The following is a 24,858-nucleotide window of genomic DNA, read 5'->3' on the forward strand; positions in this document are numbered from 1 at the left end:
AGTTCAGGAAGATACCTCGGAAGGGTCTTTCATCGAGTTCGTCTGTTCGCCCTTCCAGCCAAGGGGCGACTCTCTAAGCAGACGAGGTCTTGATTACTCCTCTTCGTCTTCGGTCGTATGAATCATTTGGTTACGTCTAATATTGCCTCGTCTCTCGGTTCCTGTCAAGCGTTTGCTTCTTTTTCAAGAATCAATGTCACCGGTCCATCATTGACGAGCGCGATATCCATCATCGCACCAAACTGACCTGTCTCGACTGTCAGTCCTTGCGCACGAAGACGTTCATTAAACGCTTCATACAACGCGTTGGCAACATCCGGTTTCGCTGCTTCTGTAAAAGCAGGACGACGTCCTTTTTTGACATCACCATATAACGTGAACTGCGAGACGGACAGAATCTGACCGTCGACATCTTGCAACGAGCGGTTCATCCGTTCTTCCTCATCTTCAAACACACGGAGTCCTGCGATTTTATCAGCTAACCAGTTCACCTGATCGATCGTGTCTTCGTGCGTGACCCCGACAAGCAAGAGAAAACCTTGCTTGATTTGACCGATGACCTCCTGATCGACTGTGACACTTGCTTCTTTGACTCGTTGTAATACGACTCGCATGACTCATCCGCTCCTTACGTCATCATGACGCGATGTACAGCATACACGTCAGAGATTTGTTTGATCCGATCGACGACTTTCTGTAAATGATTGACGTTGTTGATCGCGATCGTCATCGTGATTTTGGCTTGCTTACTGTCGTCACCTTTCCCGCTGACGGCAACGATGTTCGTATTCGTCGCAGATACTGACTGTAAGACATCATTCAGTAATCCAGCCCGGTCGAATCCTGAAATTTCGATTTCGACGTTATAACTCTTAACGGCTTTACCTTCGTGTTCCCACTCGACTTCGAGCAAGCGCTCTGGATTTTGTTCGTGAATGACGTTCAAACAATCCGTCCGGTGAATCGAGACACCCCGTCCACGTGTGATGTACCCGACGATATCATCCCCTGGTACCGGATTACAACAGCGGCTCATGCGAACGAGCATGTTGTCGATGCCTTTGACACGAACGCCTTCTGGATTTTCTTTCTTCGGACGATCGAACGTCTTCATCTCGCTGATGGCTTCGTTCAGTTCAAGATTTTTGGACTCTTTGTCTTTGCGTAACTTTTCCGTCAATTTGTGCGCGACTTGAGCAGCGGTCAGACCATGATAGCCAACGGCAGCATACATATCTTCTTCTTGCGCGAAGTTGAACTTCCGCGTCACGTCTTCAAGCGTCTTCTCATTGATGACTTCCTTCGGCTCGAATCCGAGTTTTTTCACTTCTGCTTCGATCAGTTCCCGTCCTTTGGAGACATTCTCTTCGCGTTGCTGACGTTTGAACCATTGACGGATTTTATTCTTCGCCTGACTCGACACACAAATCTTGAGCCAGTCCTTACTTGGACCATAACTGTGCTTCGACGTGACGATTTCAATGATATCGCCTGTCTTCAGTTTATAATCGATCGGTACCATCCGCCCGTTAACTTTCGCCCCGATCGTCCGGTGACCAATTTCCGTGTGAATCCGGTAAGCATAATCAATCGGAACAGACCCTTTCGGGAGTTCGATGACGTCACCTTTTGGTGTAAAGACGTACAACATGTCACTAAAGAAGTCGACTTTGACCGATTCCATGAATTCTTCAGCATCTGCCGTATCTTTCTGCAATTCAAGAATTTCACGGAAATGGGCAATCTTATCCTCAAAGCCTGATTTCGCTTCCTGTTCCTTACCTTCTTTATACGCCCAGTGAGCGGCAATCCCGTACTCGGCAATAAAGTGCATGTCCCGTGTCCGAATTTGGACCTCGAGCGGCTCGCCTTTCGGTCCGATGACCGTCGTATGCAGCGATTGATACATGTTCGGCTTCGGCATCGCGATATAATCCTTGAAACGTCCCGGCATCGGTTTATATTGCGTATGAATGATTCCGAGAACGGCGTAACAATCCTTGATTGAATCGACGATGATACGAACAGCCATTAAGTCATAAATTTCACTGAACTCTTTTTTCGAGTTTTGCATCTTGTTGTAAATGGAATAGATATGCTTCGGACGTCCATCGACTTCCGCCGCAATCTGTACATCATCGAGTACTTCGTTGACCTCTTCGATGACCGAACTGACGAGCGCTTCGCGTTCCGTCCGTTTTTGTTTCATCATTGAGACAATCCGGTAGTACTGTTGTGGATTGATATAACGCAAACTGATGTCTTCAAGTTCCCACTTGATCGTCGAAATCCCGAGACGATGGGCAAGCGGCGCAAAGATTTCAAGCGTCTCTTCTGCCTTTTGCACCTGCTTTTCCTTGACCATATGTTGCAACGTCCGCATGTTGTGCAGACGGTCAGCCAGTTTGATCAAGATGACGCGAATATCTTCTGCCATCGCGATGAACATTTTCCGGTGGTTCTCAGCAAGCTCTTCACGCTTTGATTTATATTTGATTTTCCCGAGTTTCGTGACGCCATCAACAAGCATCGCGACGTCAGGACCGAATCGTTCCGTTAATTCTTCGAGTGTAATGTCCGTATCTTCGACGACATCATGAAGAAGCGCAGCGACGATCGTCGTTGCATCCAAACCAATATCGACTAAGATACCGGCAACTTGTACCGGATGAATGATGTATGGTTCCCCGGAACGGCGGAATTGACCATCATGTTCGTCTTTCGCGAATTGGTAAGCCCGTTCGATGTCTTTGACTTCAGCTTGCGTCATGTATTCCGCACATCGAGCGAGAAGGTCTTCTACATTTACGATTTGTTTGTTTGTCATCCCTTTTCCTCACCCAGTCCCCGGGATCGTCTGCAACGGAATCCCTAATATATAGTTCTTATTATCGTGAAATCTTGAGAAGATGTCAAAATAAAAAGAAATACCCCCTTGGTCATCATGTAACCAAGAGAGTATGCATGCTTTAGTCTTCGTAGCGAATCAATGAGAGAACGTCGTATCCTTCGAGTTTCTCACGTCCACCAAGACCATCGAGTTCAATCAAGAATCCGATTCCGGCAACCGTTCCGCCTAATTTTTCAATCATTTGAATCGTCGCTTCGATCGTACCACCTGTTGCAAGCAAGTCGTCAAGGATGACGACGCGTTGTCCTGGTTGAATCGCATCTTCATGCATCGTCAAGACATCTTTTCCGTACTCAAGACCATACTCGACACGGACTGTCTCACGTGGTAATTTTCCTTCTTTACGGACAGGTACGAATCCGATTTCCATCGCGTAAGCGGCTGGGCAACCAACGACGAATCCACGTGCTTCCGGACCCGCGATGACATCAGCGCCTTTACTGCGTGCATATTCGACGAGTGCATCAACCGATTGTTTGTACACTGGTCCGTTCTGCATGAGTGATGTGATGTCTTTGAAACTGATTCCTTCTTTCGGCCAGTTTTCGACCTCTTTTATATGCTGTTTGAACTCCATGTCTTTTCCTCCTGCTTCGCCGCTTCTACCAAAGTATCAAAACGCTCTTTCAACTGAGCGAGTGACGAATAAATGTATTGTTGCTCGAGCTCTTGACGCGCTTCATGACGCTGGTACGTCGGAGCTTCCGTCAGATCTCGTTTTGCAGCATTTGGGTTCACACCCGGCAGCCCGTCCTCCATTGTAACAAGAAAATCAAGTTCCGAGAATACCGAATGCATAAAGTTAATCGATCGTTTCGTCCATTTTCGCGATTTCGACAAACGTACAAGACCAATCCGGAGCTCGTCACGCGGACATTTCGCGAAATACTGGAAGTACTGTTTGAAGTCCTCCCGCGATGGAATCGTCTCGAAATAATAGCCCTCGTCCTTAAAGGCACAATAAATCCGCTCTGCCTGTTGCACGTAAGGATGGAACGCAACTTCTTCTTCCGGTAGATCGAGGAAGACGATGTTTTGGCGAATCGGTCCGTTCAACGGACGTTCGGCGTACTTTTCTTTCACCTCATCGGTAAAGGCAACGAATGTCGTCGTCTCATGCGGTAACGCGAATAGTTCGCTCAGCGGTCGCTTACCCCCACGATAATCAAACACTTGAACATCTTCGACGGCGACATCTTGAATCATCAATTGTGGTTTACGGAACCCATTCCATTCATTAATGTTCAGACTGCCCATCAAGTGAATCTCCGACAGGGTCGAGACTTCATCGACAAGGTCGCCGAAGCCGAAGCCGATCGCATCGAGTTCCTTCCCGTCGCCTGATAGTAGTGCTTTGACATGCGTCAAGTCACGACCGATCCGCTTCATGTCACGGATCTTCGCTTGCTCGATGACAATCCGTGGCGCGGGATTCCCCATCCCGAATGGCGCGAGTCGCTGAATATCTTCAATCAACTGGATTGAGACATCACTGACTTGCAGACGTAAGTCGACATCGATCGTCGCAATGAACGCGTCATCTGGTAACGTGCTCGCTTGTTCATTCAAGCGTTGACGTAACGCTTCGACGTCATCGGAAGACAGCGTCATACCAGCAGCAGCCGGATGTCCTCCGAAATGCGGCAAGATATCTTCACATTTCGTCAGTTCAGCAAAGAGATCAAAGGCTGGAATCGATCGTCCAGATCCCTTCGCGGTTCCTTTTTCAGCGTCATGACACAACATGATGACGGGACGATGATATTTTTCAACGAGTCGCGAAGCGACAATCCCAACGACACCTGGATTCCAGTCTGCCGCATCGACGACGAGTACGCGGTCCTCTTTAAACCGTTCTTCGACAAGCGCCGTCGCTTCTTCCGCAATCTGCTTGACGATATCTTGACGCTGCTTATTTTGTTGGTCGAGTTGCTTCGCGAGGTGAAGTGCCTCATCCTTACTTTCCGCTAGTAACATCTCAAGCGCTGGCATCGCCGAATCAAGACGACCTGCCGCATTGATCCGCGGACCGAACGCAAATCCGACCGATTCTTCGGTCAGTTCGTCTTCCGTCAAACTACAAACGTCCCGTAACGCAAGGATACCCGGACGTTCACTCGCATTCAGCGCCTCGATGCCACGAATCGCTAGCAACCTGTTCTCGCCGACAAGTGGGACGAGATCGGCAATCGTTCCGAGCACGGCAAGATCGAGTAACTCGACGGGTTCACGGTCAAGCAGTGCATGCGCGACTTTAAAAGCAACACCTGCCCCAGCAAGTTTTGAGAACGGATAGTCTGGATCGACACCTGGATGGATTAAGGCAAAGGCATCAGGTAACGTTTCTTTGGCTTCGTGGTGATCGGTAATGATTAAATCGACACCGAGTTCTTTCAGGACATCTGCTTCGTGGATGCCGGAAATGCCGCAGTCAACGGTAATGACGAGACTAAAGCCTTCTTCTGCAGCCCAGCGAAAAGCGGCTTCGTTTGGTCCATAGCCTTCCGTGAATCGGTTCGGGATATAACACTCTGCCATCCCTCCGATTTCAATCAAGGCGTGCCAGAGAATCGCAGCGGAACTCACGCCGTCGACGTCATAATCACCGTAAATTAAAATCATCTCGCCCTCGTCAACGGCACGTTGAATCCGTTCGACGACTTTTGGCATGTCTTTAAAGGCAAATGGATCATGAAATGCCATTTGATCGGTTTCTAAAAAATCACGGGCAGCTTCACGTGTCGTGAATCCCCGTTGGACAAGTAGTTGTGCGACGTGCGGTGAGATCGTGCCATCCGCCGTCAATTGTTCGATCTGTTCTGAATCGATGACTTTATCAAGCCATGTTTTTTTAGCATGGTACATCTCAAACCCTCCAATCAACTTCCCCATTATAATAGAAAATCCGCACCAGCGATAGCTGATGCGGATACTCTTTTAGGAAGCACGTTTTGTCCGACCGAGCGTCCGACCTTTCATGACGAGCCAGAGTTGTGCAGCGATGAAGATCGAAGAATACATTCCCATGATCAACCCGACGAGCAAGGCAAGACTAAATCCACGAATCGCTTCGCTACCGAAGATGTAGAGTGCTGCTGCTGTCATGATGACCGTGACGACCGTATTGATCGAGCGGATGATCGTCTGTTGGATCGATTCATTGACGATATGCTGCAACTCATCAAATGAGACTTTCCGTCCACCTTTTTCAGCAAGTCCGAGATTTTCTCGTACCCTGTCGAACGTAACGATCGTATCGTTGACGGAATACCCGATGATCGTCAAGACGGCTGCGATGAAGTAAAGATTGACTTCGATCTGGAACAGCGAAAAGAAAGCAATGATCATCAACGCATCATGTAGCAATGCGAGGACTGTCGCAATCCCGTAGAGCGGTTGGAATCGGAACGAGACGTAGATGACGATCCCGAGTGACGCAAGTAAGACGGCATAAATCGCGTTACGCGCGATTTCCCGACCGACTTGTGCCGAAACTGTCGAGATACTCGGTTCTTTCTTGTATTCCGCTTCAACCGATTGTTTGATTTCAGAAATTTGTTCTTGGCTGAATTCACCAACGAACGTGACGTTCGCTAACTTTCCGCCTTGAGCGAATTGAATACCATCGATTTCTTCCGCATCAATCCCGGCATCTTCAATGACAGAGCGGACGTCCGCTTCCTTGATTTGATTCTCAGAAGAAATCTCGACACGCGTTCCTTGCGTGAAGTCGATCCCGAGGTTTAAACCACGGAACGACAACAAGAGGACCGACACGATGACAAGCGCGATCGTGATTGCGAAATAGATTTTACGATGTTTGACGTAATCGAATTTCGTAGGATTAAAGCTCACGGATTTCACTCTCCTTTACACCGAACCATGATTTCTTCTTATCGAACCATCGGCTACTGACAAGGAGCTGCATCAGGTAACGTGAGACAAAGACGTTCGTGACGAACGTGACGGCGATCGAAACCATCAACATGATGGCGAATCCTTTGACCGTACTTGTACCAAAGTAGTACAACACACCAGCAGAGATCAACGTCGTCAAGTTGGCATCAAGAATCGTACCAAACGAACGACGGTTACCGGCTTTGAATGCGGACAAGACGGATTTACCACTTCGTAATTCATCCTTGATCCGCTCAGCAGTGATGATGTTCGCATCGACCGCCATCCCGACTCCAAGAACGAGTGCCGCAATCCCCGGTAACGTGAGGACAGCATTGATCCCGTTAAAGAAGATCATGACGAGATAGATGTAGAACAGCAACGTGATGATCGAAACGAATCCAGAGATCCGGTAGAACAGTAGCATGAACAAGAAGACAGCGGCTACACCGATTGCTGAGGCGAAGAGCGTCTGATCAAGTGCGTCCTGTCCAAAAGCAGCAGAGACCGACGTCGAGTAGATTTCCTCGAGTTTGACCGGTAGTGCGCCGGCGTTTAGGATCGACGATAATTGTTTCCCGTACTCGGCATCGATATCGCCACCAGAAATGATCGCTTTATCCGAATTGATCGGTTGTGTGACCGATGCATCCGAGACGATCTTCGAGTTTGCTTTTTGAATTTCTTTTTCATACGAATCGCCTTTCTCATAATCGAGCCAGATGACGAGACGATTCGCAGGTGGTTGCATTTGTGAGACTTTTTGTGTCACTTCATAGAATTTCTCTTTTGATTTCATCGTCAACTCGACGAGTGGTTCATTCGTGTTCGGATCATATCCGACTTTTGCCCCTTTGGCTTTTAAGTCTGATCCATCGAGCAACAACTTATCGTTGATGTCACGGAATGACAATTGTGCTGTCGAAGAGAGGATTTGACGCGCTTCCGTCTGATCCTTGACGCCAGCAAGCTGAACGCGAATCCGGTTATCGCCTTCGATCCGGATATCTGGTTCAGAGACACCGAGGACGTTGACACGGTTCTCGATTGCCGTCAGCGTCGCACTCATCGCATTTTGATCGATGACGTCTCCTTCTTTCAGCGGTTGTACTTCATACAAGACTTCGAAGCCACCCTTAAGGTCAAGGCCGAGCTTCGTATCCTTCAACAACCATGACGATGTCGTACCAATCAGTACGAGCAACGCAATGACGACGATGAAGAATGTGGCAAGTTTCCCTTTCTTGATCATGCTACATTGTCCTTTCTCTAGTTCCCAGTATATTTTCAGACAACTTTGTTCTCCTACCCTAGCTTACAAAAGAAATGGTAATCTTAGCAAACGTTTTTCTCATATATAAACAGAAAAGACGCTCCGGAATCCGGAAAGCGCCTTTTCAATGCCTTATTCGACAGTTTCGTCGTCCATGACAGTCGTTGATTTTTTCGTCACTTCTGCGACAGCACTTCGGTTGAATGTCAATTGTGCATTACCTGACTTCAATGTCACCGTCATGTCGTCAACTTTTTGGACAACCCCGTGAAGACCACCGATCGTAACGATCGAGTCGCCGCGTGAGAGTTCATTTTGCATCTGACGCACTTGCTTCTGGCGTTTGTTCTGTGGACGGATCAACAAGAAATAGAACACCACGAAGATCAAGATCATCGGGAGGAATGTGATTAAGCCTTCCATCTGATTCAGCTCCTTTATCATTCAAATCACGTTCATTATACCGTGAAAGAATTGATTTGTCAGACGATTTGTTAGAAATTCTTTGCGTTCGGTAAATTGTAACCGTATTCTTCGAAGAATTCTTCCTTGAAATCGAGCAGACGATCTTCACGAATCGCTTGGCGAACGCCTTCCATCAACTTGACGAGGAAGTGAAGATTGTGTGTCGAACACAGATGCAGACCGAATGTTTCTTGCGCCCGAATCAAGTGATGGATGTACGAACGCGAGTAATTTTTACATGCGTAGCAATCACATTTCTCGTCGAGTGGACGGAAATCACGTGCATATTTGGCATTCCGGACGACAAGACGTCCTTGTGATGTCATCAACGTACCGTTTCGTGCGATCCGTGTCGGTAAGACACAGTCGAACATATCGATTCCGCGAATCGCGCCTTCAATCAACGCATCCGGTGAACCAACGCCCATTAAGTAACGAGGCTTATCTTCCGGCATGAGTGGTGTCGTGAATTCAAGCGCCCGGTACATGACGTCTTTTGGCTCACCGACCGAGAGACCACCGACCGCATAACCCGGGAAATCAAGGGCAACGAGGTCTTTTGCACTTTGACGACGTAAGTCTTCATATTCTCCACCTTGGATGATTCCAAAGAGTGCTTGATCGTGCGGACGTTCATGCGCTGCAAGACAACGTTCTGCCCAGCGGCTCGTCCGTTCGACGGATGCTTTCATGTACTCGTGAGAAGCTGGGTACGGTGGGCACTCGTCAAACGCCATCATGATATCTGAACCGAGTGCATTCTGGATTTCCATCGCTTTTTCTGGCGACAAGAACAATTTGTCCCCGTTCAAGTGGTTCCGGAAATGAACGCCTTCTTCTGAGATGTTCCGAAGGTCAGCGAGTGAGAAGACTTGGAAACCACCTGAGTCCGTGAGAATCGCGCCATCCCAATTCATGAATTTATGCAGACCGCCCGCTTCCTTGATGACATCATGTCCTGGACGAACCCAGAGGTGGTACGTGTTCGCGAGGATGATGTTCGCGTTCATGTCCTTGATTTGTTCCGGTGCCATCGTCTTGACTGTCGCTTGTGTTCCAACCGGCATGAAGACCGGTGTCTCGAAACTGCCGTGCGGCGTGTGGACGATTCCTAACCGCGCTCCGGATTGTTTACATGTTTTGATATGTTCGTATGTTACCGCGTGTTTTGTCATTAGTTTCGTTCCTCTCTCGTTAAGAACATCGCATCACCAAAGCTAAAGAAGCGATAGCCGTTTGCAACTGCTTCTTCGTAGGCATGCAGAATGTGTTCTCGTGTCGATAACGCGGACACGAGCATGATCAATGTTGATTTTGGTAAGTGGAAGTTCGTGATCAATCCATCAATCCCTTTGACTTCCTGACCTGGGAAGATGAAGATGTCCGTCCAGCCCGTTGCTTCGACGAAGTCGCCATGGTCACGAATGACCGTTTCAAGCGTCCGTGTCGATGTCGTTCCGACTGCGATGATCCGTCCGCCTTGTTTCCGTGTTTCGCGTAGCAAGGCAGCTGAACTTTCCGGCAGTTCGTAGTACTCACTGTGCATTTTATGACTATCGATGTCGTCGACCGAGACAGGGCGGAATGTGCCAAGTCCAACGTGTAACGTCAACGGTGCGATCCGAACGCCTTTCGCTTTGAGCGCTTCGAGCAATTCCGGCGTGAAATGTAGACCAGCCGTCGGTGCTGCCGCACTTCCGCGTTCCCGAGCATACACCGTCTGGTAACGATCTTGATCCTCGAGTTGTTCGTGAATGTACGGTGGCAGTGGCATCGTTCCAAGTTGGTCGAGCACTTCATAGAAAATGCCGTCATAGAAAAACTTCAGGATTCGTCCCCCGTCTTCAAGTGCTTCGACACACTCAGCACGGAGTAATCCGTCACCAAACGACAAAATCGTTCCTGGTTTAACGCGTTTTGCCGGTTTCGCAAGTGTTTCCCAGACATCGTCACTCGTCTGTTTCAAGAGTAACAATTCGATTTTCCCACCCGTCTCTTCCTTCACACCAAAGAGACGTGCTGGTAAGACTTTCGTATCGTTGATGACGAGTGTATCGCCTTCGCGGAAGTGGTCGACGATATCATGGAAGTGCTGGTGCTGAATCGCACCGGTCTCCCGATCGAGAACCATCAATTTCGAACTCGTCCGGTCGAGCAATGGCACTTGGGCAATTTGTTCTTCTGGTAAATGAAAATCAAATAAATTTACATCCATTGGTTCAATTTCCTTCTTTCAGTCCTAAATGTTGGCGGGCGAACGGTGTTAAGACACGTCCGCGCGGGGTACGTTGTAAAAATCCTTGTTGCAGTAGATATGGTTCATACACATCCTCGATCGTCTGCGCATCTTCCCCGATCGTCGCTGCGATCGTCTCGAGTCCGACCGGACCACCGGCAAACCGTTCTGCAAGCGATCGTAGTAAACGATGGTCGACATCGTCGAGTCCGAGCGCATCGACATGCAAGCGATCAAGCGCACTTGTCGCAAGCGTGGCATCGATCTCGGTTTGATGGGCGACTTGAGCAAAATCACGGACACGCCGTAATAACCGGTTCGCGACACGTGGTGTTCCGCGTGAACGAAGCGCGATGGCTTCTGCTGCCAGACGATCCGCTTCGAATCCGAACAATCGTGACGTCCGGGTCACGATTGCAGACAACTCTGACATCGTATAATATTCAAGCTTCAGCGTCACGCCAAAACGATCACGTAGCGGTGCTGATAACATCCCCGCACGTGTCGTTGCACCGACGAGCGTAAACGGTGGCAAGTCAATCCGAACACTGCGGGCAAGTTCCCCTTGACCGATGACGATATCGAGACAATAATCCTCCATCGCCGGATACAGGATCTCTTCGATCGATCGACTCAATCGATGAATCTCGTCGATGAACAAGACATCACCCGGTTCCAGTGATGATAGGATTGCTGCCAAATCACCCGGTCGTTCGATCGCAGGACCGGCTGTCGTCTTGATGCCGACTCCCATCTCGTTCGCGATGATCGTTGCAAGCGTCGTCTTCCCGAGCCCCGGAGGACCGTAGAGAAGAACGTGATCGAGTGTTTCCTGACGAATTTTTGCCGCCTCGATGAAGACACTTAAATTTCCTTTTGCTTTCTCCTGCCCGATATATTGCTCGAGCGTTTGAGGACGCAGACTCCACTCTTCTTGATCTTCCGCATGGGCGGATTCTGACAAAATGCGCTCTTCCATGTCCTCACCTCACATTCAATAACAACTGGAGTGCCCGTTTGACATATTGATCCGTCGACAGAACTTCTGCCTGCAACGCTTTTTTGACTTTCTCGACTTCTCGGTCACTGTAACCAAGCGCCGTTAAGGCTTCACAAGCTTCATTCAGCTCAGCATTGCCTTGCGCGAACAAGCCTTCGCTCGGTACGTAATCCGGTGCGAGCTCAGCTAACTTTCCTTTTAGGTCGAGCGTCATTTGCTTCGCTGTTTTCTTGCCGACACCTGGGAATTTGACGAGATAACTTTCTTTCTCTTGTTCAATCGCTTCAACGAGCGCATCGACATTCCCTGATGCGACGATCGCAAGCGCTCCTTTTGGTCCAATCCCAGTTACACCGAGCAACTTCGTGAACAAGGCACGCTCACGACGGGAACGGAATCCAAATAAGACTTCTTGGTCCTCACGGACATAATGATACGTATATACGATGATCTGTTCTTCTCCGGTCCGATAAAAAAACGGGTTCGGTGCTACGATTTTGTAGCCAATCCCGCCAACTTCTACCGTCACGAATTCCGCACAGACATAAGCGACTTCGCCGCGTACGAATTCTATCAATGTGGAACGCTCCCATCCTTAAACAAACTCTCGTGTTATTGTAGCATACATCTTCGTTTGGCTTCAAAGCGTTCTTCAGCAAAAATCAATACATATGTTCGCTCTCTCAATGCGAATACAAAAAAGCGTGATCGTTCGCACGACCACGCTCTCACCCTTTATTTTATGAACGCTCAAGCATCCGTTCGAGCGCCAACACGGCATGCCGCGTCGTCTCTGCGTCTACCGTGATGATGTTAACCGGATCACCGGCTTCGACTTGTTCGAGCGCCCACGCCAAGTGCGGTAAGTCAATCCTGTTCATCGTCAGACACGGACACATGAATGGATTGAGCGACACGATATCAAGTTCCGGATGAGTCGTCGCAAGTCGATTGACGAGATTCATCTCTGTTCCGATCGCCCACTTCGTTCCAGGAGCAGCCTGTTCGACTTGTTGAATGATGTACGCCGTTGATCCGTTGAGATCAGACGCTGCTACGACTTCGTGCGAACATTCCGGATGGACGAGAATCTTTCGCTCCGGATCCGTCTTGCGGAACTGTTCAATCTGACCGACCGTGAATTTCTCGTGGACCGAGCAATGTCCTTTCCATAAGATGACGCGGACGTCCTGGTCTTCCCCGTCAAAAACGAGTTCGTCCTTGATCGGATCCCAAATCGCCATCTGTTCTAATGGAATTCCGAGTGCGTGCGCCGTATTGCGACCGAGGTGTTGATCGGGCAGGAAGAATAAGATGTCGCGTTCAGCGAGCGCCCACTTGACCATCTGGACAGCGTTCGATGACGTCACCGTCGCCCCACCGTGACGACCGACGAACGCTTTGATTGCTGCCGTCGAATTGACATACGTCAACGGTAAAATCAACTCCCCGAACCGTTCCGTCAAGATCGTAAAGGCACGCTCCGTTTGCGTATCGTTTGCCATGTCCGCCATCGAACAACCAGCACGCATGTCAGGCAAAACGACCGTATGTGACGCATCTGTCAACATATCTGCCGTCTCTGCCATGAAGTGGACACCACAAAAGACTGTATATTCCGCTTCTGTCATCTGCTTCGCGACTTGCGCGAGCTGGAGCGAATCTCCCGTCGCATCCGCGAACTGGACGACTTCATCCTTTTGGTAGTGGTGGGCAGGTAAGAACAAGCGACTGCCCATCCGTGCTTTGACCCCTTCGATGATGGCGATCAATTCTGCTTCTGATTGTTGTAAGTACGACGCCGGAATTCCCTCGTGACGTAATAGATCAAATGACATCTTTTTTTCCTCCTTCGATTTTCATACTGATATCAAGTGCTGTTGCCGAATGGGTGAGTGCTCCAAGTGAGATGACGTCTGCTCCGCTATCCGCGAAGTCTGATAACGTGTCTATCGTGATCCCGCCGGATAGTTCGACCGTGATATGCGGTGGAATCAATTGCCGGAGCTGTTTGATTTCTGCTGGTGTCCGGTTATCGAGCATGATGATATCGACTCTTGCAGCCACTGCCTCAAGCACTTCCGCTTCCGTCTCGACTTCGACTTCGATCGGTGTCGTATGACCTGCGACACGTTTTGCTCGCGTCACCGCTTCCGTGATCGATCCCGCGACCGTGATGTGGTTATCTTTGATCATGACCGCGTCATCGAGACGTCCGCGATGGCTATAGCCACCCCCGACGCGAACGGCATGTTTTTCAAGCATTCGTAATCCAGGAGTCGTCTTTCGTGTATCTGTGATTCGGATTCGTCCTGTTGCCATTTCAACGGCTTGACGTGTCTTCGTCGCAATCCCGGATAAACGTTGCACCAAGTTCAAGGCGACCCGTTCTCCACTTAAAATATCCTGTAACGAACCAGACCACTCGGCAAGGAGTGTGCCTCGCGTGACGACCGTCCCTTCCGCTACATGAATCGTCACGTCGACTTGTAACAGATGCGCCATCTCCCGAATGATGTCTGCTCCGCAAAAAACTCCGTCTTCCTTTGCTAAAAAACGACCGGTCCCGCGTTCTTGTCCCGTCAGACATCCTTCACTCGTGATGTCCCACTGTCCGATATCCTCGATTAAAAATGCCTCCAGTTGTTGCCGTAACTGCCACTTGTTCAACGTTCTCATCCTCTCCTGTCAATCGACTCCGTGCTCCTTCAAGCAACAAACATGCCGTTACGTGACGTAATCGATTTTCTTCCGCTTCCTGTCCGAATTTGTCTAATGTCCAACTTTTTAATGTGTTCAGACATTCTCGTATCTGCCTAACATCCATTTCGACACCAATGACCGTCGATAGACGGTCTGTTACGGAACGAAGTGTTCCCGGACGTCGTTTTATTTGTTTGACTGAACGTTCCGGTAACAGCTTGAGCTGTTCTGCTACCGCTTTTCCCATGACGACACATTCAAGGAGCGAGTTCGACGCCAGACGATTTCGACCGTGTAGTCCAATCGATGCTGTCTCGCCGACCGCGTATAGTCCTTCGACCTGCGTCCGCCCTGAAAGGTCCGTCTCGATCCCACCCATTAAGAAATGAATGCCTGGTGCAATTTCAACGAGATCCGGATTTATGTTCAGTTTTTCACATTTTTCTACAAACGTTGGAAACCGTTTCGTTCGGTCGACGACGTTCGACGTATCGAGATAGACCGGTTCGTATTTTCGCACCTCATGGATTCGTTTTGCGACTTCATCTCGCGCCGCTAAATCTTGCATCGGATGATCCGCCATGATCCGGTCGCCATTTTTCGTTACAAGCGTCGCTCCTGCACCTCGTAATGCTTCCGTGATTAAACCTTCCGAACGACCTGCATGAACGAGTACCGTCGGATGATGCTGGATATAACCGAGATCACGAATCGTCGCCCCCGCTTCAAAGGCGAGTGCAATCCCGTCCCCTTGAATCAAAGGGTCATTCGTCGACGCTGCGAATAATCCACCCACTCCACCGGTCGCGAGAATCGTTGCGCGCGCCACAATCTCGATCGGCTCTCCCTCGCTATATCCGACTGCACCTACTACCTGTCCATTTACTTGAATCAACTCTGTGATATGCGTCTGCTCAAGAATCGGAAATGGTACTTGCGGCATCAACGTCTCCATGATCCGTTTACCAGTCTCGTCCCCGCCACAGTGATAAATCCGCGGCAAACGATGTGCTCCTTCACGACCGAGTAAAAACTCTCCCTCGGACTGATCGAATAAAACGCCTTGTCGTAATAAGAATTCCATCGCCTCGGTTCCCGATCGGGTGACGTAATCGACGACGGACCGATTGATACGCCCTTTTGCTGCTTGGCACGTATCTTCAAAGTGACCACGATGATCGATTTCTGCATAAGCGGAAGCAATCCCACCTTGTGCTCGAACGGAATTCGTCTCAAATCGCGAACCTTTCGAGACAAGTAATGCGTTCATTCCCGATGGAAGATGCAGGGCGACTGAAATCGCGGCAAGCCCTGTTCCGATGATCAACACATCCGTCTCAAGTCTTTTATGTAAAGACATATGATTTACACCTCTATATCTAAATGTTTACTATTGACTTGACAATAAGTTTGGCATACTTTTAGCTGAGTGACAAGACGAAAGGACAGGATTTTTTCATGATCTATCTCGATTACGCAGCGACGACTCCGCTGCATCCACAAGCACTCGATCATTATCAACAAGCCGCTCAGTCGTTCTACGGCAACAGTTCTTCTCTTCACGACATCGGTGGGGATGCTGAACGTTTACTCGAACGAGCCCGTCACTATCTGATGCAACAATTGGCTCAACAAGAAGGAACCGTTATCTTTACAGGGAGCGGATCAGAAGCGAATTACATCGCTTTGACACACTTGATGCGACAGAGTAACAAATCAGTTGTCTTGACACTTCGATGTGAACACGATTCGGTCTTGCTTCCGCTTGCGCGCTGGGCACAAGAAACACGGCACCTGTCTTTATTACCGGACGGAACGTTCGATTGGGAACAATTCGTCGCGACTTGTACGGACGAGATTGGTGTCGTCTCGATTCAACACGTCAATTCGGATACGGGTTTTCGCTTTCCCGTCGAACGAATTGCAGCTTACTGTCAATCGCGTGGGATTCTGTTTCATTGCGATGGAGTCCAAGGATTTTTAAAAGATGCAATCAATATCGACGCTTTTGATGCCTACACGATGAGTAGTCACAAGGTCTATGGACCTAAAGGGTTGGGCGCCCTGTATCTGCGACGACCACTCTTCAGTCCTTACTACGAAGGTCATCACGAATTCGGGATCCGTCCTGGTACAGTCGATGTTCCGGGAATTGCAGCCTTCATCGCTTCCTGTGAAGCCACGCGACTAGAAAATCCAGGAATCCAGGATTCAAGCCGTCGATTTCGTGGTATGCTAAAAAAAACATTGTCTTCGTCTCGTTACGTGATCATCGAGTCTCCGACGCAACTGGCTTCCATCTGTGCCATCCATACGAAACAACGGGACGGTCAATACGCGTTGCTCGCCTTGAATCGTGCTGGAATCGCGGTTTCTGCTGGTAGTGCCTGTCGGGCTGGAGAAAATGGTCCGAATGCGACATTACGTGCCATCGGCTATGACGAATCGGCGGCTCATGGGTTGATTCGACTCAGTTTTGGAAGACACACGACGAACGAAGAAATCGAACAGTGCATTGATGTGTTGAACACAATTTCATGACACTGGAGAAAGGTAGGAGACAGGATGGGGAAACGCATCTCCGGAGAAGAACGCCGGAAATCATTACTTCGTATGATTGAGGAAAGTGAGCAACCTGTCACAGGAACGGCACTGGCGAAACAAGCAGGTGTCAGTCGCCAAGTGATCGTGCAGGATTTATCATTGTTAAAGGCAAAAGGATATCCTGTCATCGCGACAGCTCGTGGCTATTTCATCAATGATCCGGAAGTCGACGGCTCAAAATTACGCCGCAAGATCGTTTGCCGTCACGGCATCGATCAGTTAAAGGATGAGTGTGACGCCATCGTTGACGAAGGGGTCGTCGTCCGCGATGTCATCATCGAACATCCCGTCTACGGCTTCATCACTGGAGAATTGATGCTAAAAAGCCGCCGAGATGTCCGCGTATTGCTAGAACAGCTAAAGGAGACCCAAGCCACTCCGCTGTCGAGCTTGACGGACGGAGTCCATATTCATACGCTGGAAGCGGATCATGAAGAAGCACTAGAAGCAGCCATTGCGAAACTCGATCGTCTCGGAATTCTCGTTTCAGAGCTCGATGTCTGAACAATAAAAACCGCCTATTCCCAAGGAATAAGCGGTTTTTTATCGTTCAATCGGTTCAAGTCGTGTCTTCGGCATCGTAGATGGCGGATCAAACGTTGCTAAGACTTTGCGGACGCGTCGGTTTTCGATATGCAAGACCGTCAACGTGACACGTTCATAACGCATCGCCGTTCCAACGTCCGGCAATTGTCCGCTCTCCTCCATGATCCATCCCCCGAGTGACTGGGCATCGGTGTCTGGCATCGTCAATTGAAATTGCTGACAGAAGTCTTCAATGTCATACTCTGCTAGACATTCGTATTGCTCTGGACCAATCCGTTTCGTATATTCCAATGATTCATCGTGTTCATCCCAAATCTCCCCGACGATTTCTTCTAAAATATCCTCAAGGGTGATCAGACCTGCCGTCCCTCCGAATTCATCAAGGACGACTGCCATATGGGACTGCTTGACTTTGAGTTCCGGTAATAAATCCATCAATCGTGTCTGTGGTACGACGAACGATACCGGTCGAATCCATTCTCGGATATCGACAGAGCCGTTCTTCACATACGCACGCAGAAAGTCCCGCTCCGATAATACACCGATGACGTGATCAATCGAATCCTTATAGACCGGTAGACGAGAATAGCCACCCTTCTGGACCTCTGCAAGGATGTCTTCAAGCCGCGCATCAATATCGATCGCTTGAATGTCCATGCGAGGCGTCAGCGCATCCTCAACCGTCGCATGTTGAAAATCAACCGCTTGATGAACGAGTTCAGCCTCTGCAAGCCCCATGATCCCCTCTTCTTGACTGATATCAACGAGTGCCTTGAGTTCCTGTTCGGTCACGAGCGGTCCTTTCGGATCTGCTCCAATCAACCTTAGCGCTAACTGGTGTAAGCGGAGTAACAGGAAGACGAGTGGTCGAAAGCACAGTAAGAAGAAGCGCAGTGGACGTCCGATCAATAACACGTAACGTTCCGTATGTTCGCGGGCATACGACTTCGGTATCAATTCCCCGAACAACAGCAACAGGAAAAACAGCGCAAGAAAGGCAATGGTTTGTGTCGCGATCGTCTCGACGAACTGGATGATCCACCAGCCACCAAATAAGATAAAGGCGACGTTGACGATCGTATTCCCAATCAAAATCGAAGTCAGTGTCTCTTCGTAGCGTTGAAGTAAGCGAAATACACGGGACGCACGCGCGTCCCCTGCTTCCGATTGGTGCAACAATCGCAACCGATTGACACTCGCGAGTGCCGTCTCGGCTGAGGAAAAGAACGCGGATAAGACGAGAATCGGAATTAACCAAACGAATGAAATCATGGGCAATGGGTCCACGATGCTTTCACACTCCGTTTCCTAATGGAATGAACCGCTTAGAAGGATGACTCGACGAATTCGAACTCGAAATCACGGATACGAACGACATCGCCGTCGATCGCACCAAGACGACGTAACTCTTCGTCGACACCCATTTGACGCAGTGTCCGAGCGAAACGTTTAATCGATTCTTCACGCATGAAGTTCGTCATCGTGAAGAGTTTTTCGATGCGTGGTCCTTTGATGACGAAGCAATCGTCTTCATCTTTCGAAATCGTAAAGCCGGCTTCTGGTGCTTCGTAACCGTAGACGACACGTGGTGTCGCTGTTTTCTCTTCGAGTTCCTCAAGACCAAATTCTGGTGTTGCATCGACGAGGTCCGCGATTCGGAATAACAGATCGCGTAATCCTTGACGTGTTGCTGCTGAAATCTCGAATACTTCAAGCTCTGGGAAAGCTTCCTTGAAGGCTTCAAGATGTTCTGCCGCATCCGGCATATCCATCTTGTTCGCGACGACGACTTGCGGACGCTCTGTTAAGCGCAGGTTATAGTCTGCGAGTTCTTTATTGATGATGTTGTAGTCTTCGATTGGATCGCGGCCTTCCATCCCACTCATGTCGATGACGTGGACGATGACTTTCGTCCGCTCGACGTGGCGTAGGAACTGGTGACCGAGTCCGACACCTTCACTTGCGCCTTCAATCAATCCTGGCAAGTCAGCCATGACGAAGCTACGGCTATCTTCCGTTTCGACGACACCGATGTTCGGTGTGATCGTCGTGAAGTGATACGCGCCGATTTTCGGACGTGCGGCTGAAACGACTGATAACATCGTTGATTTTCCGACACTCGGGAAACCGACGAGACCAACGTCTGCTAACATCTTCAGTTCAAGTTTCAAGTACTTCTCTTCTCCTGGCTCACCGTTTTCCGCGTGCTCAGGTGCTGGGTTGGCAGGTGTTGCAAAACGTGTATTCCCACGTCCGCCACGTCCACCTTTTGCGACGATCGCTTGTTGCCCGTGATGGACGAGGTCAGCGATGACTGCATTCGTATCGTCATCATAGACGACCGTACCCGGTGGGACCTTGACGATTAGGTGCTCGGCTTTACGACCGTGCATGCCTTTTGACATACCGTTTTCACCTTGAACTGCTTTAAAGTGACGTTTGTAACGGAAGTCCATCAATGTCCGAAGCCCTTCGTCGACTTCAAGGACGACGTGTGCCCCGTGACCACCGTCACCGCCGGCAGGACCGCCGTCCGGAACGTATTTCTCGCGACGGAACGCTACTTGCCCACGTCCTCCGTCACCTGCTTTTACATAAATATTTACCTGATCGACAAACATGTCGGATCCCTCCTCTTACTTCTCTTCCTCAAACGGAAGACTTTCAATCTCAATCACACACTCATTTTCCGTCTGCGACTCGATTTCCATCGGCGTCACTAGATCCTCAAGGCGCGACATATCTAGTAGATCCCGATAGATCTCGATGGTCACGCCCTCGTGGAAGGTCACGGATACTTCTCCTACTCCTACATCAATCATGGCGATGGCTGCTTCGACGAGTTGTTTCAACCGCTCATCTTCCATGTGGGGTGCTCCGATGACATCATACGTCACAGTTTTGCCTGACCATTCAGCTTGCAGTAACGCCAGTGCGGTTTTCGGCAATCCGATTCGCCCTAGACGTCCTTCCCGAGATGCTTGCTCCCGGTACGCCGAACAGATCGACTCGACTGCTTGTTCGTCTCCGATCGCGCCATACGAACGGACGAGTTGTATCCGGTTCAACCACTCGTGACGAAGAGTCTTCAAAAGATCAAGTACCTGCTGTTCCTCCATCGGTCGTTCCCTCCTAAAAAAACAGACCCTAACCCTCGAAAGTGGCTAGAGTCTGCTTCGTCGATCCTTATGCTGGGTAAACGCTGACTTGTTTCTTGTCGCGTCCGAGACGTTCGAAACGAACGACACCAGTTGCAGTTGCGAAAAGTGTATCATCGCCACCACGTCCGACGTTCATACCTGGGTGAATCTTCGTACCGCGTTGACGGTAGAGGATTGAACCAGCAGAAACAGTTTGACCGTCTGCACGTTTAGCCCCAAGGCGTTTCGATTGCGAGTCACGACCGTTCTTTGTCGAACCTACCCCTTTTTTCGATGCGAAGAACTGAAGATTAAGTTTCAACATGTGGAATCCACCTCCTATACTTGTTCAAGTTGGATAAACTCACCGTAACTTTCAGCGATGGTACCAAGTTGGACCAAAGTCGCTTCCAGTAACAATTGGGTGCGCTCACTGACATCCGGTGCTAAGTCAGCGTACGGTTCTACATAAAAGTAGCCACCCTCTTGTTGTTCTGCCATTTCAAGGAGCAGGACCTGCCCGAGTAATGCTTCTATGGCATTGTATGCCCCGAAGATCACCGACGAGACGCCGGCACAGACAAGGTCGAGACCTGGTTCTGCGAACTCGGCATGTCCTGTCACTTCGATGGAGCGGACGAGTTCCGCTTCATCTCGTCGAATCTTGACACGTATCATGGCTTACGCTTCGATTTTCTCGATGCGGACCTTCGTGTAAGGTTGACGGTGACCTTGCTTACGACGGTAGTTCTTTTTCGCTTTCATTTTGAAGACAGTGATCTTTTTCGCGCGAGCGTGTTTGATGACCGTTGCTACGACCTTCGCACCTTCTACGAGTGGAGCGCCGACTTTAACATCGTCACCACCAAGGATCAATACTTCACCAAATTCAACTGTGCTGTCGACGTCTGCGTTTAATTTCTCAACGTAGATTTCTTGGCCAGCTTCAACTTTGACTTGTTTACCACCAGTTTTGATAATTGCGTACATTACGTGCACCTCCTCTTAGGAACTCAGACTCGCCATCACGGGCAGCGGATGCTTTAAAACCCGGTCTGTGCGGTTGTAGTCATTTGGGTGCTTCCAAACGAACTAACGTTATTCAGAATACCAAACGTTCTTCTACCTTGTCAATGCTGTTCTGAAGGATTATTCCGATCGCTTGATGAAATCGAGACAGTCCTGTGACGACCCCGTGAACAGGACCGCTGGATCGCCTTCGAGCACATGGACTTCGAGCGGTTGACGAGAGATGAATTCGTCTTGCAACAGATGCCGTGGTGCGCGAATCACGACCGCTTCCGCATAGGTCGCAATCTCAAGTAACTTCGGTTCAATCAAGCGATAGACACTCAATCGCGTCCACTGCCCGGATTCCTGTGAGCGTTCCTGTAGCGATTTCCCGTGACGTTGTCGTGTCAGTTCGCATAAGCCCATCTTCGTAAAGCCATAGACTTCGATTTGTTTCGTCTCGAGCGCCGCTCGTTCTTTGAGGAGTTGCGTCACCCGTGTCTGACCTTTACTAGAGCCACGTAAAAAATCGATCGCAATCATACCGCTAATGTTGCGCAACCGTAATTGGCGCATGACTTCGACGGCAGCCGCTTCATTGATTTGATCAAACGTCCGCTTTTGTTCCTTGACGGAAATCGTCTTCCCGCTATTGACGTCGATGACGGTCATCGTCTCGACTTCTTCAATCAAGAGATACGCCCCACCGTCAAGCCAGACGACCCGTTGCATCGCTTTTTCAATCGCCCCATCAATGGTCTCCATCTCAGGTAGGCGACCTTTTCGTAGCGAGCGTTCGACGGACAGACCGAGTAGTTCGAGGCGTTCCTTTTCCTGACGTGTCATGACGAGCGCATCGGTAACGTGCGGAAGTCGTTTCGCTTCCTGTACGATCAGTGCCTCGTCTTGTTCAAGACGCGGCGCCTGCAAAAGTTCTTGATGTCGTGTCCGTAATGACTGCAATTCTTGCTTCAATTCGTCAATTGATGCTTTTGCCGCCTCTGTCCGGTAGAGAATCCCCTCTTCTTCCGTCGTCGTCAGTTGCTCCGCCAGTTGACGCTGGATGACGAGGTCCAGCTTTCGACTGAAACGGATACGTCGACCGTATGGGAAATAGACGAGATAACGTCCACCATAGGTGATGTTCTGCGTCACCTTATGTTGCTTCGGTGCGACGCCTTCCTTAACGACCTGGACAAGTAACGTCTGTCCGACCTGGACGGCTTGCCCGATCGTCGGGACATCCGGATAACGACGTAGCGCTTCAATCGTCTCGTTGAGCGGTAAGTAAAGCGGTGTACCGTCGGTCGCAATCAAAAAGGCTGCTCCGAGCGTCGGATGCAACCGATCGACTTTCGCATAAACGAAAGTGCCAACCCGAATCTCGTCACGCATCCGCTCATGGTATTCAATCAATCGATCGCCTTCGACCAATGCCAATCGTTCGAGTGAAGCGGTCTGTTCACTAATCCATCGCATACTGATCCCTCCAAAAAAATTAGACTAGGCGCGACGATGTCGTCCTAGTCTAATTTCCCATTCTTATTTCATCCCAAGCATCTTCTTCAATTTAACGAAGAATCCTTTTTGTGGTTGTTCATTTAAATCAAGCAGTGGTACAGATTCTCCGAGAATCCGGCGGGCAATGTTCCGGTAGCCGAGTCCAGCCCGGTTATCCGGATTCATCGTCACAGGCACACCGCGGTGTGAAGCAGCGATGACTTCTTCATCATCGATGATCAGACCAAGCAGATCAATCGAAAGGATACGCATGATCTCATCGATGTCGAGCATGTCACCTGATGCCATCATATGCGAACGAACCCGGTTGATGACGAGTTTCGGAACGATGTTACGTTCTGAGCGCTCGAGCATTCCAATGATCCGGTCCGCATCCTGAACGGCTGCTTTTTCCGGTGTCGTCACGACGACGGCTTCATCGGCTCCAGCGATTGCGTTCATGAAGCCTTGCTCGATTCCGGCAGGGCAATCGATCAAGACGAAGTCGTATTCGAGTTTCAGTGTATCGATGATTGCCTTCACCTGTTCGGGTGTGACGGAGGACTTATCCTTTGATTGAGCAGCAGGCAACAGATACATCTCTTCAAAACGTTTATCGCGGACGAGTGCTTGGTGCAACTTACATTGCCCTGTCACGACGTCAACGATGTTATAGATACTCCGGTTATCGAGACCAAGCACGATATCCAGATTACGTAACCCGATATCCGTATCAACGAGGCAAACGGAATGTCCCATCAATGCAAGTGCTGTTCCGATGTTTGCAGTCGTCGTTGTCTTTCCGACGCCACCTTTCCCGGATGTGACGACGATGGCGCGTCCCATGTTCGTCTTCGCCTCCATATGTACCTGTTCTTTCACTTGTTCCATATCCGTCACCCTCTTTCACTATCAATCGCAAACTGATCCATCCGCGCGAGCGGAACGGTTTGAAGGCGGGAGAATTCGACCCCGTCTTCGCCTAAAAATGCACAACCCATATCGAGAGCTGGAATCGGTGCGTCGTCCGGTTCTTCGTGGACGGTGCCAGCGACTGCGACCCACTTCGGCTGCAATACACTCGCCGCAATGACGGCTTCCGCATTGCCACCTTTTCCTGCATGAACGGTACCACGTAAAGCACCGAGACAATAGATACTTCCTGTCGCATGGACGACCGCACCTGGATTGATATCTCCGATGATGACAATCGAGCCTTCGACATCTAATACGTGCCCACTGCGTGCCGTTCCACCGAAGTAATGAAACGTTCGCTCTCCGTACAAGGCTTTTGCCTCGTCCTTCGTGATGCACTCACTGTCATAGCCTTTGAAAGAGAAGGAATCATGTCGCGCGACGATAGATTCGACGGCCGTCAACACTCCTTCATCGACATAACGTCGACCGAAGAAGAAGGTAATCGGTACGGCGCGTCCGTTCTCGACGGATTTGTCCGCAAGCGTCAACTCTAAATCGTCAAGAAATTCATCCACACTGCACCTTTCATTCACATAGACGGCGAGGCCACCACGATGACCTTTCATCGTTACATAACGTTTACGCTCAATCATG

Annotated in this window: 23 protein-coding genes, 1 pseudogene and 2 other annotated features (1 of these 26 cut by a window edge); of the genes and pseudogenes, 2 read left to right on the forward strand and 22 right to left on the reverse strand. The window is 49.7% G+C overall.

What is annotated here, in order from left to right; translation table 11 throughout:
* Positions 1–119 (reverse strand) — a binding site (T-box leader) (it extends 103 nt beyond the left edge of the window).
* 45 nt (positions 120–164) lie between these two features.
* The 13 genes and pseudogenes from dtd to KNQ15_RS01795 form a co-directional block, all read right to left on the reverse strand.
* On the reverse strand, positions 165–614 hold the full coding sequence (gene dtd, locus KNQ15_RS01730) for a D-aminoacyl-tRNA deacylase (RefSeq protein ID WP_087681168.1): 450 nt from the start codon (positions 612–614) through the stop codon (positions 165–167).
* A 14-nt stretch (positions 615–628) separates the two neighbouring features.
* Entirely contained in the window at positions 629–2,827 is a 2,199-nt protein-coding gene (locus tag KNQ15_RS01735) for a RelA/SpoT family protein (protein ID WP_023468927.1), read from the reverse strand.
* Between the two features lie 142 nt (positions 2,828–2,969).
* The gene (locus KNQ15_RS01740; protein WP_023468928.1) at positions 2,970–3,488 is read right to left on the reverse strand and encodes an adenine phosphoribosyltransferase; all 519 of its coding nucleotides are present in this window, start codon (positions 3,486–3,488) and stop codon (positions 2,970–2,972) included.
* Positions 3,467–5,776, reverse strand: a complete 2,310-nt coding sequence (recJ, locus tag KNQ15_RS01745; protein WP_214727421.1) for a single-stranded-DNA-specific exonuclease RecJ — start codon at positions 5,774–5,776, stop codon at positions 3,467–3,469. The genes KNQ15_RS01740 and recJ overlap by 22 nt, the downstream gene beginning before the upstream one ends.
* A gap of 72 nt (positions 5,777–5,848) precedes the next feature.
* Positions 5,849–8,060, reverse strand: a pseudogene (secD, locus tag KNQ15_RS16710) (protein translocase subunit SecD).
* Between the two features lie 153 nt (positions 8,061–8,213).
* Positions 8,214–8,504 carry a preprotein translocase subunit YajC gene (yajC, locus tag KNQ15_RS01760; protein ID WP_029342244.1) on the reverse strand — a complete coding sequence of 97 codons (291 nt, stop codon included), beginning with the start codon at positions 8,502–8,504 and terminating at the stop codon, positions 8,214–8,216.
* 71 nt (positions 8,505–8,575) lie between these two features.
* Complete coding sequence (gene tgt, locus KNQ15_RS01765; protein ID WP_029342245.1) at positions 8,576–9,721, reverse strand: tRNA guanosine(34) transglycosylase Tgt; 1,146 nt, start codon at positions 9,719–9,721, stop codon at positions 8,576–8,578.
* Positions 9,721–10,761, reverse strand: a complete 1,041-nt coding sequence (queA, locus tag KNQ15_RS01770) for a tRNA preQ1(34) S-adenosylmethionine ribosyltransferase-isomerase QueA (protein ID WP_214727425.1) — start codon at positions 10,759–10,761, stop codon at positions 9,721–9,723. The genes tgt and queA overlap by 1 nt, the downstream gene beginning before the upstream one ends.
* A 4-nt stretch (positions 10,762–10,765) precedes the next feature.
* Positions 10,766–11,761, reverse strand: a complete 996-nt coding sequence (gene ruvB / locus KNQ15_RS01775; protein ID WP_029342246.1) for a Holliday junction branch migration DNA helicase RuvB — start codon at positions 11,759–11,761, stop codon at positions 10,766–10,768.
* A 4-nt stretch (positions 11,762–11,765) separates the two neighbouring features.
* Positions 11,766–12,359, reverse strand: coding sequence for a Holliday junction branch migration protein RuvA (gene ruvA / locus KNQ15_RS01780; RefSeq protein WP_214727427.1), 594 nt, complete (start codon positions 12,357–12,359; stop codon positions 11,766–11,768).
* Between the two features lie 163 nt (positions 12,360–12,522).
* Positions 12,523–13,620, reverse strand: coding sequence for a quinolinate synthase NadA (nadA, locus tag KNQ15_RS01785; protein ID WP_214727434.1), 1,098 nt, complete (start codon positions 13,618–13,620; stop codon positions 12,523–12,525).
* Positions 13,610–14,452, reverse strand: coding sequence for a carboxylating nicotinate-nucleotide diphosphorylase (gene nadC / locus KNQ15_RS01790; RefSeq protein WP_214727436.1), 843 nt, complete (start codon positions 14,450–14,452; stop codon positions 13,610–13,612). Before nadC ends, nadA begins: the two co-directional genes overlap by 11 nt.
* Positions 14,376–15,845 carry an L-aspartate oxidase gene (locus KNQ15_RS01795; protein ID WP_214727438.1) on the reverse strand — a complete coding sequence of 490 codons (1,470 nt, stop codon included), beginning with the start codon at positions 15,843–15,845 and terminating at the stop codon, positions 14,376–14,378. The genes nadC and KNQ15_RS01795 overlap by 77 nt, the downstream gene beginning before the upstream one ends.
* 98 nt (positions 15,846–15,943) lie before the next feature.
* Here KNQ15_RS01795 and KNQ15_RS01800 point away from each other — a divergent pair, with 98 nt between their 5' ends.
* Both KNQ15_RS01800 and KNQ15_RS01805 read left to right on the forward strand, forming a co-directional pair.
* On the forward strand, positions 15,944–17,026 hold the full coding sequence (locus KNQ15_RS01800; protein ID WP_214727440.1) for a cysteine desulfurase family protein: 1,083 nt from the start codon (positions 15,944–15,946) through the stop codon (positions 17,024–17,026).
* Between the two features lie 24 nt (positions 17,027–17,050).
* Positions 17,051–17,593 carry a transcription repressor NadR gene (locus tag KNQ15_RS01805; RefSeq protein ID WP_047393638.1) on the forward strand — a complete coding sequence of 181 codons (543 nt, stop codon included), beginning with the start codon at positions 17,051–17,053 and terminating at the stop codon, positions 17,591–17,593.
* A 39-nt stretch (positions 17,594–17,632) separates the two neighbouring features.
* Here the strand turns inward: KNQ15_RS01805 and KNQ15_RS01810 are convergent, their stop codons facing one another.
* From KNQ15_RS01810 to KNQ15_RS01850, 9 genes are all read right to left on the reverse strand, one after another.
* Positions 17,633–18,907, reverse strand: a complete 1,275-nt coding sequence (locus KNQ15_RS01810; RefSeq protein ID WP_251137561.1) for a hemolysin family protein — start codon at positions 18,905–18,907, stop codon at positions 17,633–17,635.
* A gap of 53 nt (positions 18,908–18,960) precedes the next feature.
* Positions 18,961–20,256, reverse strand: a complete 1,296-nt coding sequence (obgE, locus tag KNQ15_RS01815) for a GTPase ObgE (RefSeq protein ID WP_023468943.1) — start codon at positions 20,254–20,256, stop codon at positions 18,961–18,963.
* Between the two features lie 15 nt (positions 20,257–20,271).
* Positions 20,272–20,754, reverse strand: coding sequence for a Spo0B domain-containing protein (locus tag KNQ15_RS01820; RefSeq protein WP_047393635.1), 483 nt, complete (start codon positions 20,752–20,754; stop codon positions 20,272–20,274).
* Between the two features lie 67 nt (positions 20,755–20,821).
* Positions 20,822–21,100 carry a 50S ribosomal protein L27 gene (rpmA, locus tag KNQ15_RS01825; protein ID WP_012370976.1) on the reverse strand — a complete coding sequence of 93 codons (279 nt, stop codon included), beginning with the start codon at positions 21,098–21,100 and terminating at the stop codon, positions 20,822–20,824.
* Positions 21,101–21,114: 14 nt separating this feature from the next.
* Positions 21,115–21,453 (reverse strand): ribosomal-processing cysteine protease Prp, encoded by a 339-nt coding sequence (locus tag KNQ15_RS01830; protein ID WP_023468945.1) that lies wholly within the window; start codon positions 21,451–21,453, stop codon positions 21,115–21,117.
* A gap of 3 nt (positions 21,454–21,456) precedes the next feature.
* Complete coding sequence (rplU, locus tag KNQ15_RS01835) at positions 21,457–21,765, reverse strand: 50S ribosomal protein L21 (protein WP_012370978.1); 309 nt, start codon at positions 21,763–21,765, stop codon at positions 21,457–21,459.
* 15 nt (positions 21,766–21,780) lie between these two features.
* Positions 21,781–21,850, reverse strand: a sequence feature (ribosomal protein L21 leader region).
* 74 nt (positions 21,851–21,924) lie between these two features.
* Positions 21,925–23,265: a ribonuclease E/G gene (locus KNQ15_RS01840; protein WP_214727444.1), complete on the reverse strand. Its 1,341-nt coding sequence runs from the start codon at positions 23,263–23,265 to the stop codon at positions 21,925–21,927.
* 63 nt (positions 23,266–23,328) lie between these two features.
* Positions 23,329–24,132 (reverse strand): septum site-determining protein MinD, encoded by an 804-nt coding sequence (gene minD / locus KNQ15_RS01845; protein ID WP_029342255.1) that lies wholly within the window; start codon positions 24,130–24,132, stop codon positions 23,329–23,331.
* Between the two features lie 50 nt (positions 24,133–24,182).
* A complete protein-coding gene (locus KNQ15_RS01850; protein WP_029342256.1) occupies positions 24,183–24,857 on the reverse strand; it encodes a septum site-determining protein MinC in 675 nt (224 codons plus the stop codon).
* Position 24,858 lies beyond the last annotated feature (1 nt).

Origin of the sequence: Exiguobacterium sp. s168, assembly GCF_018619035.1 — a bacterium.
Taxonomy (GTDB): Bacteria; Bacillota; Bacilli; order Exiguobacteriales; family Exiguobacteriaceae; genus Exiguobacterium_A; species Exiguobacterium_A acetylicum.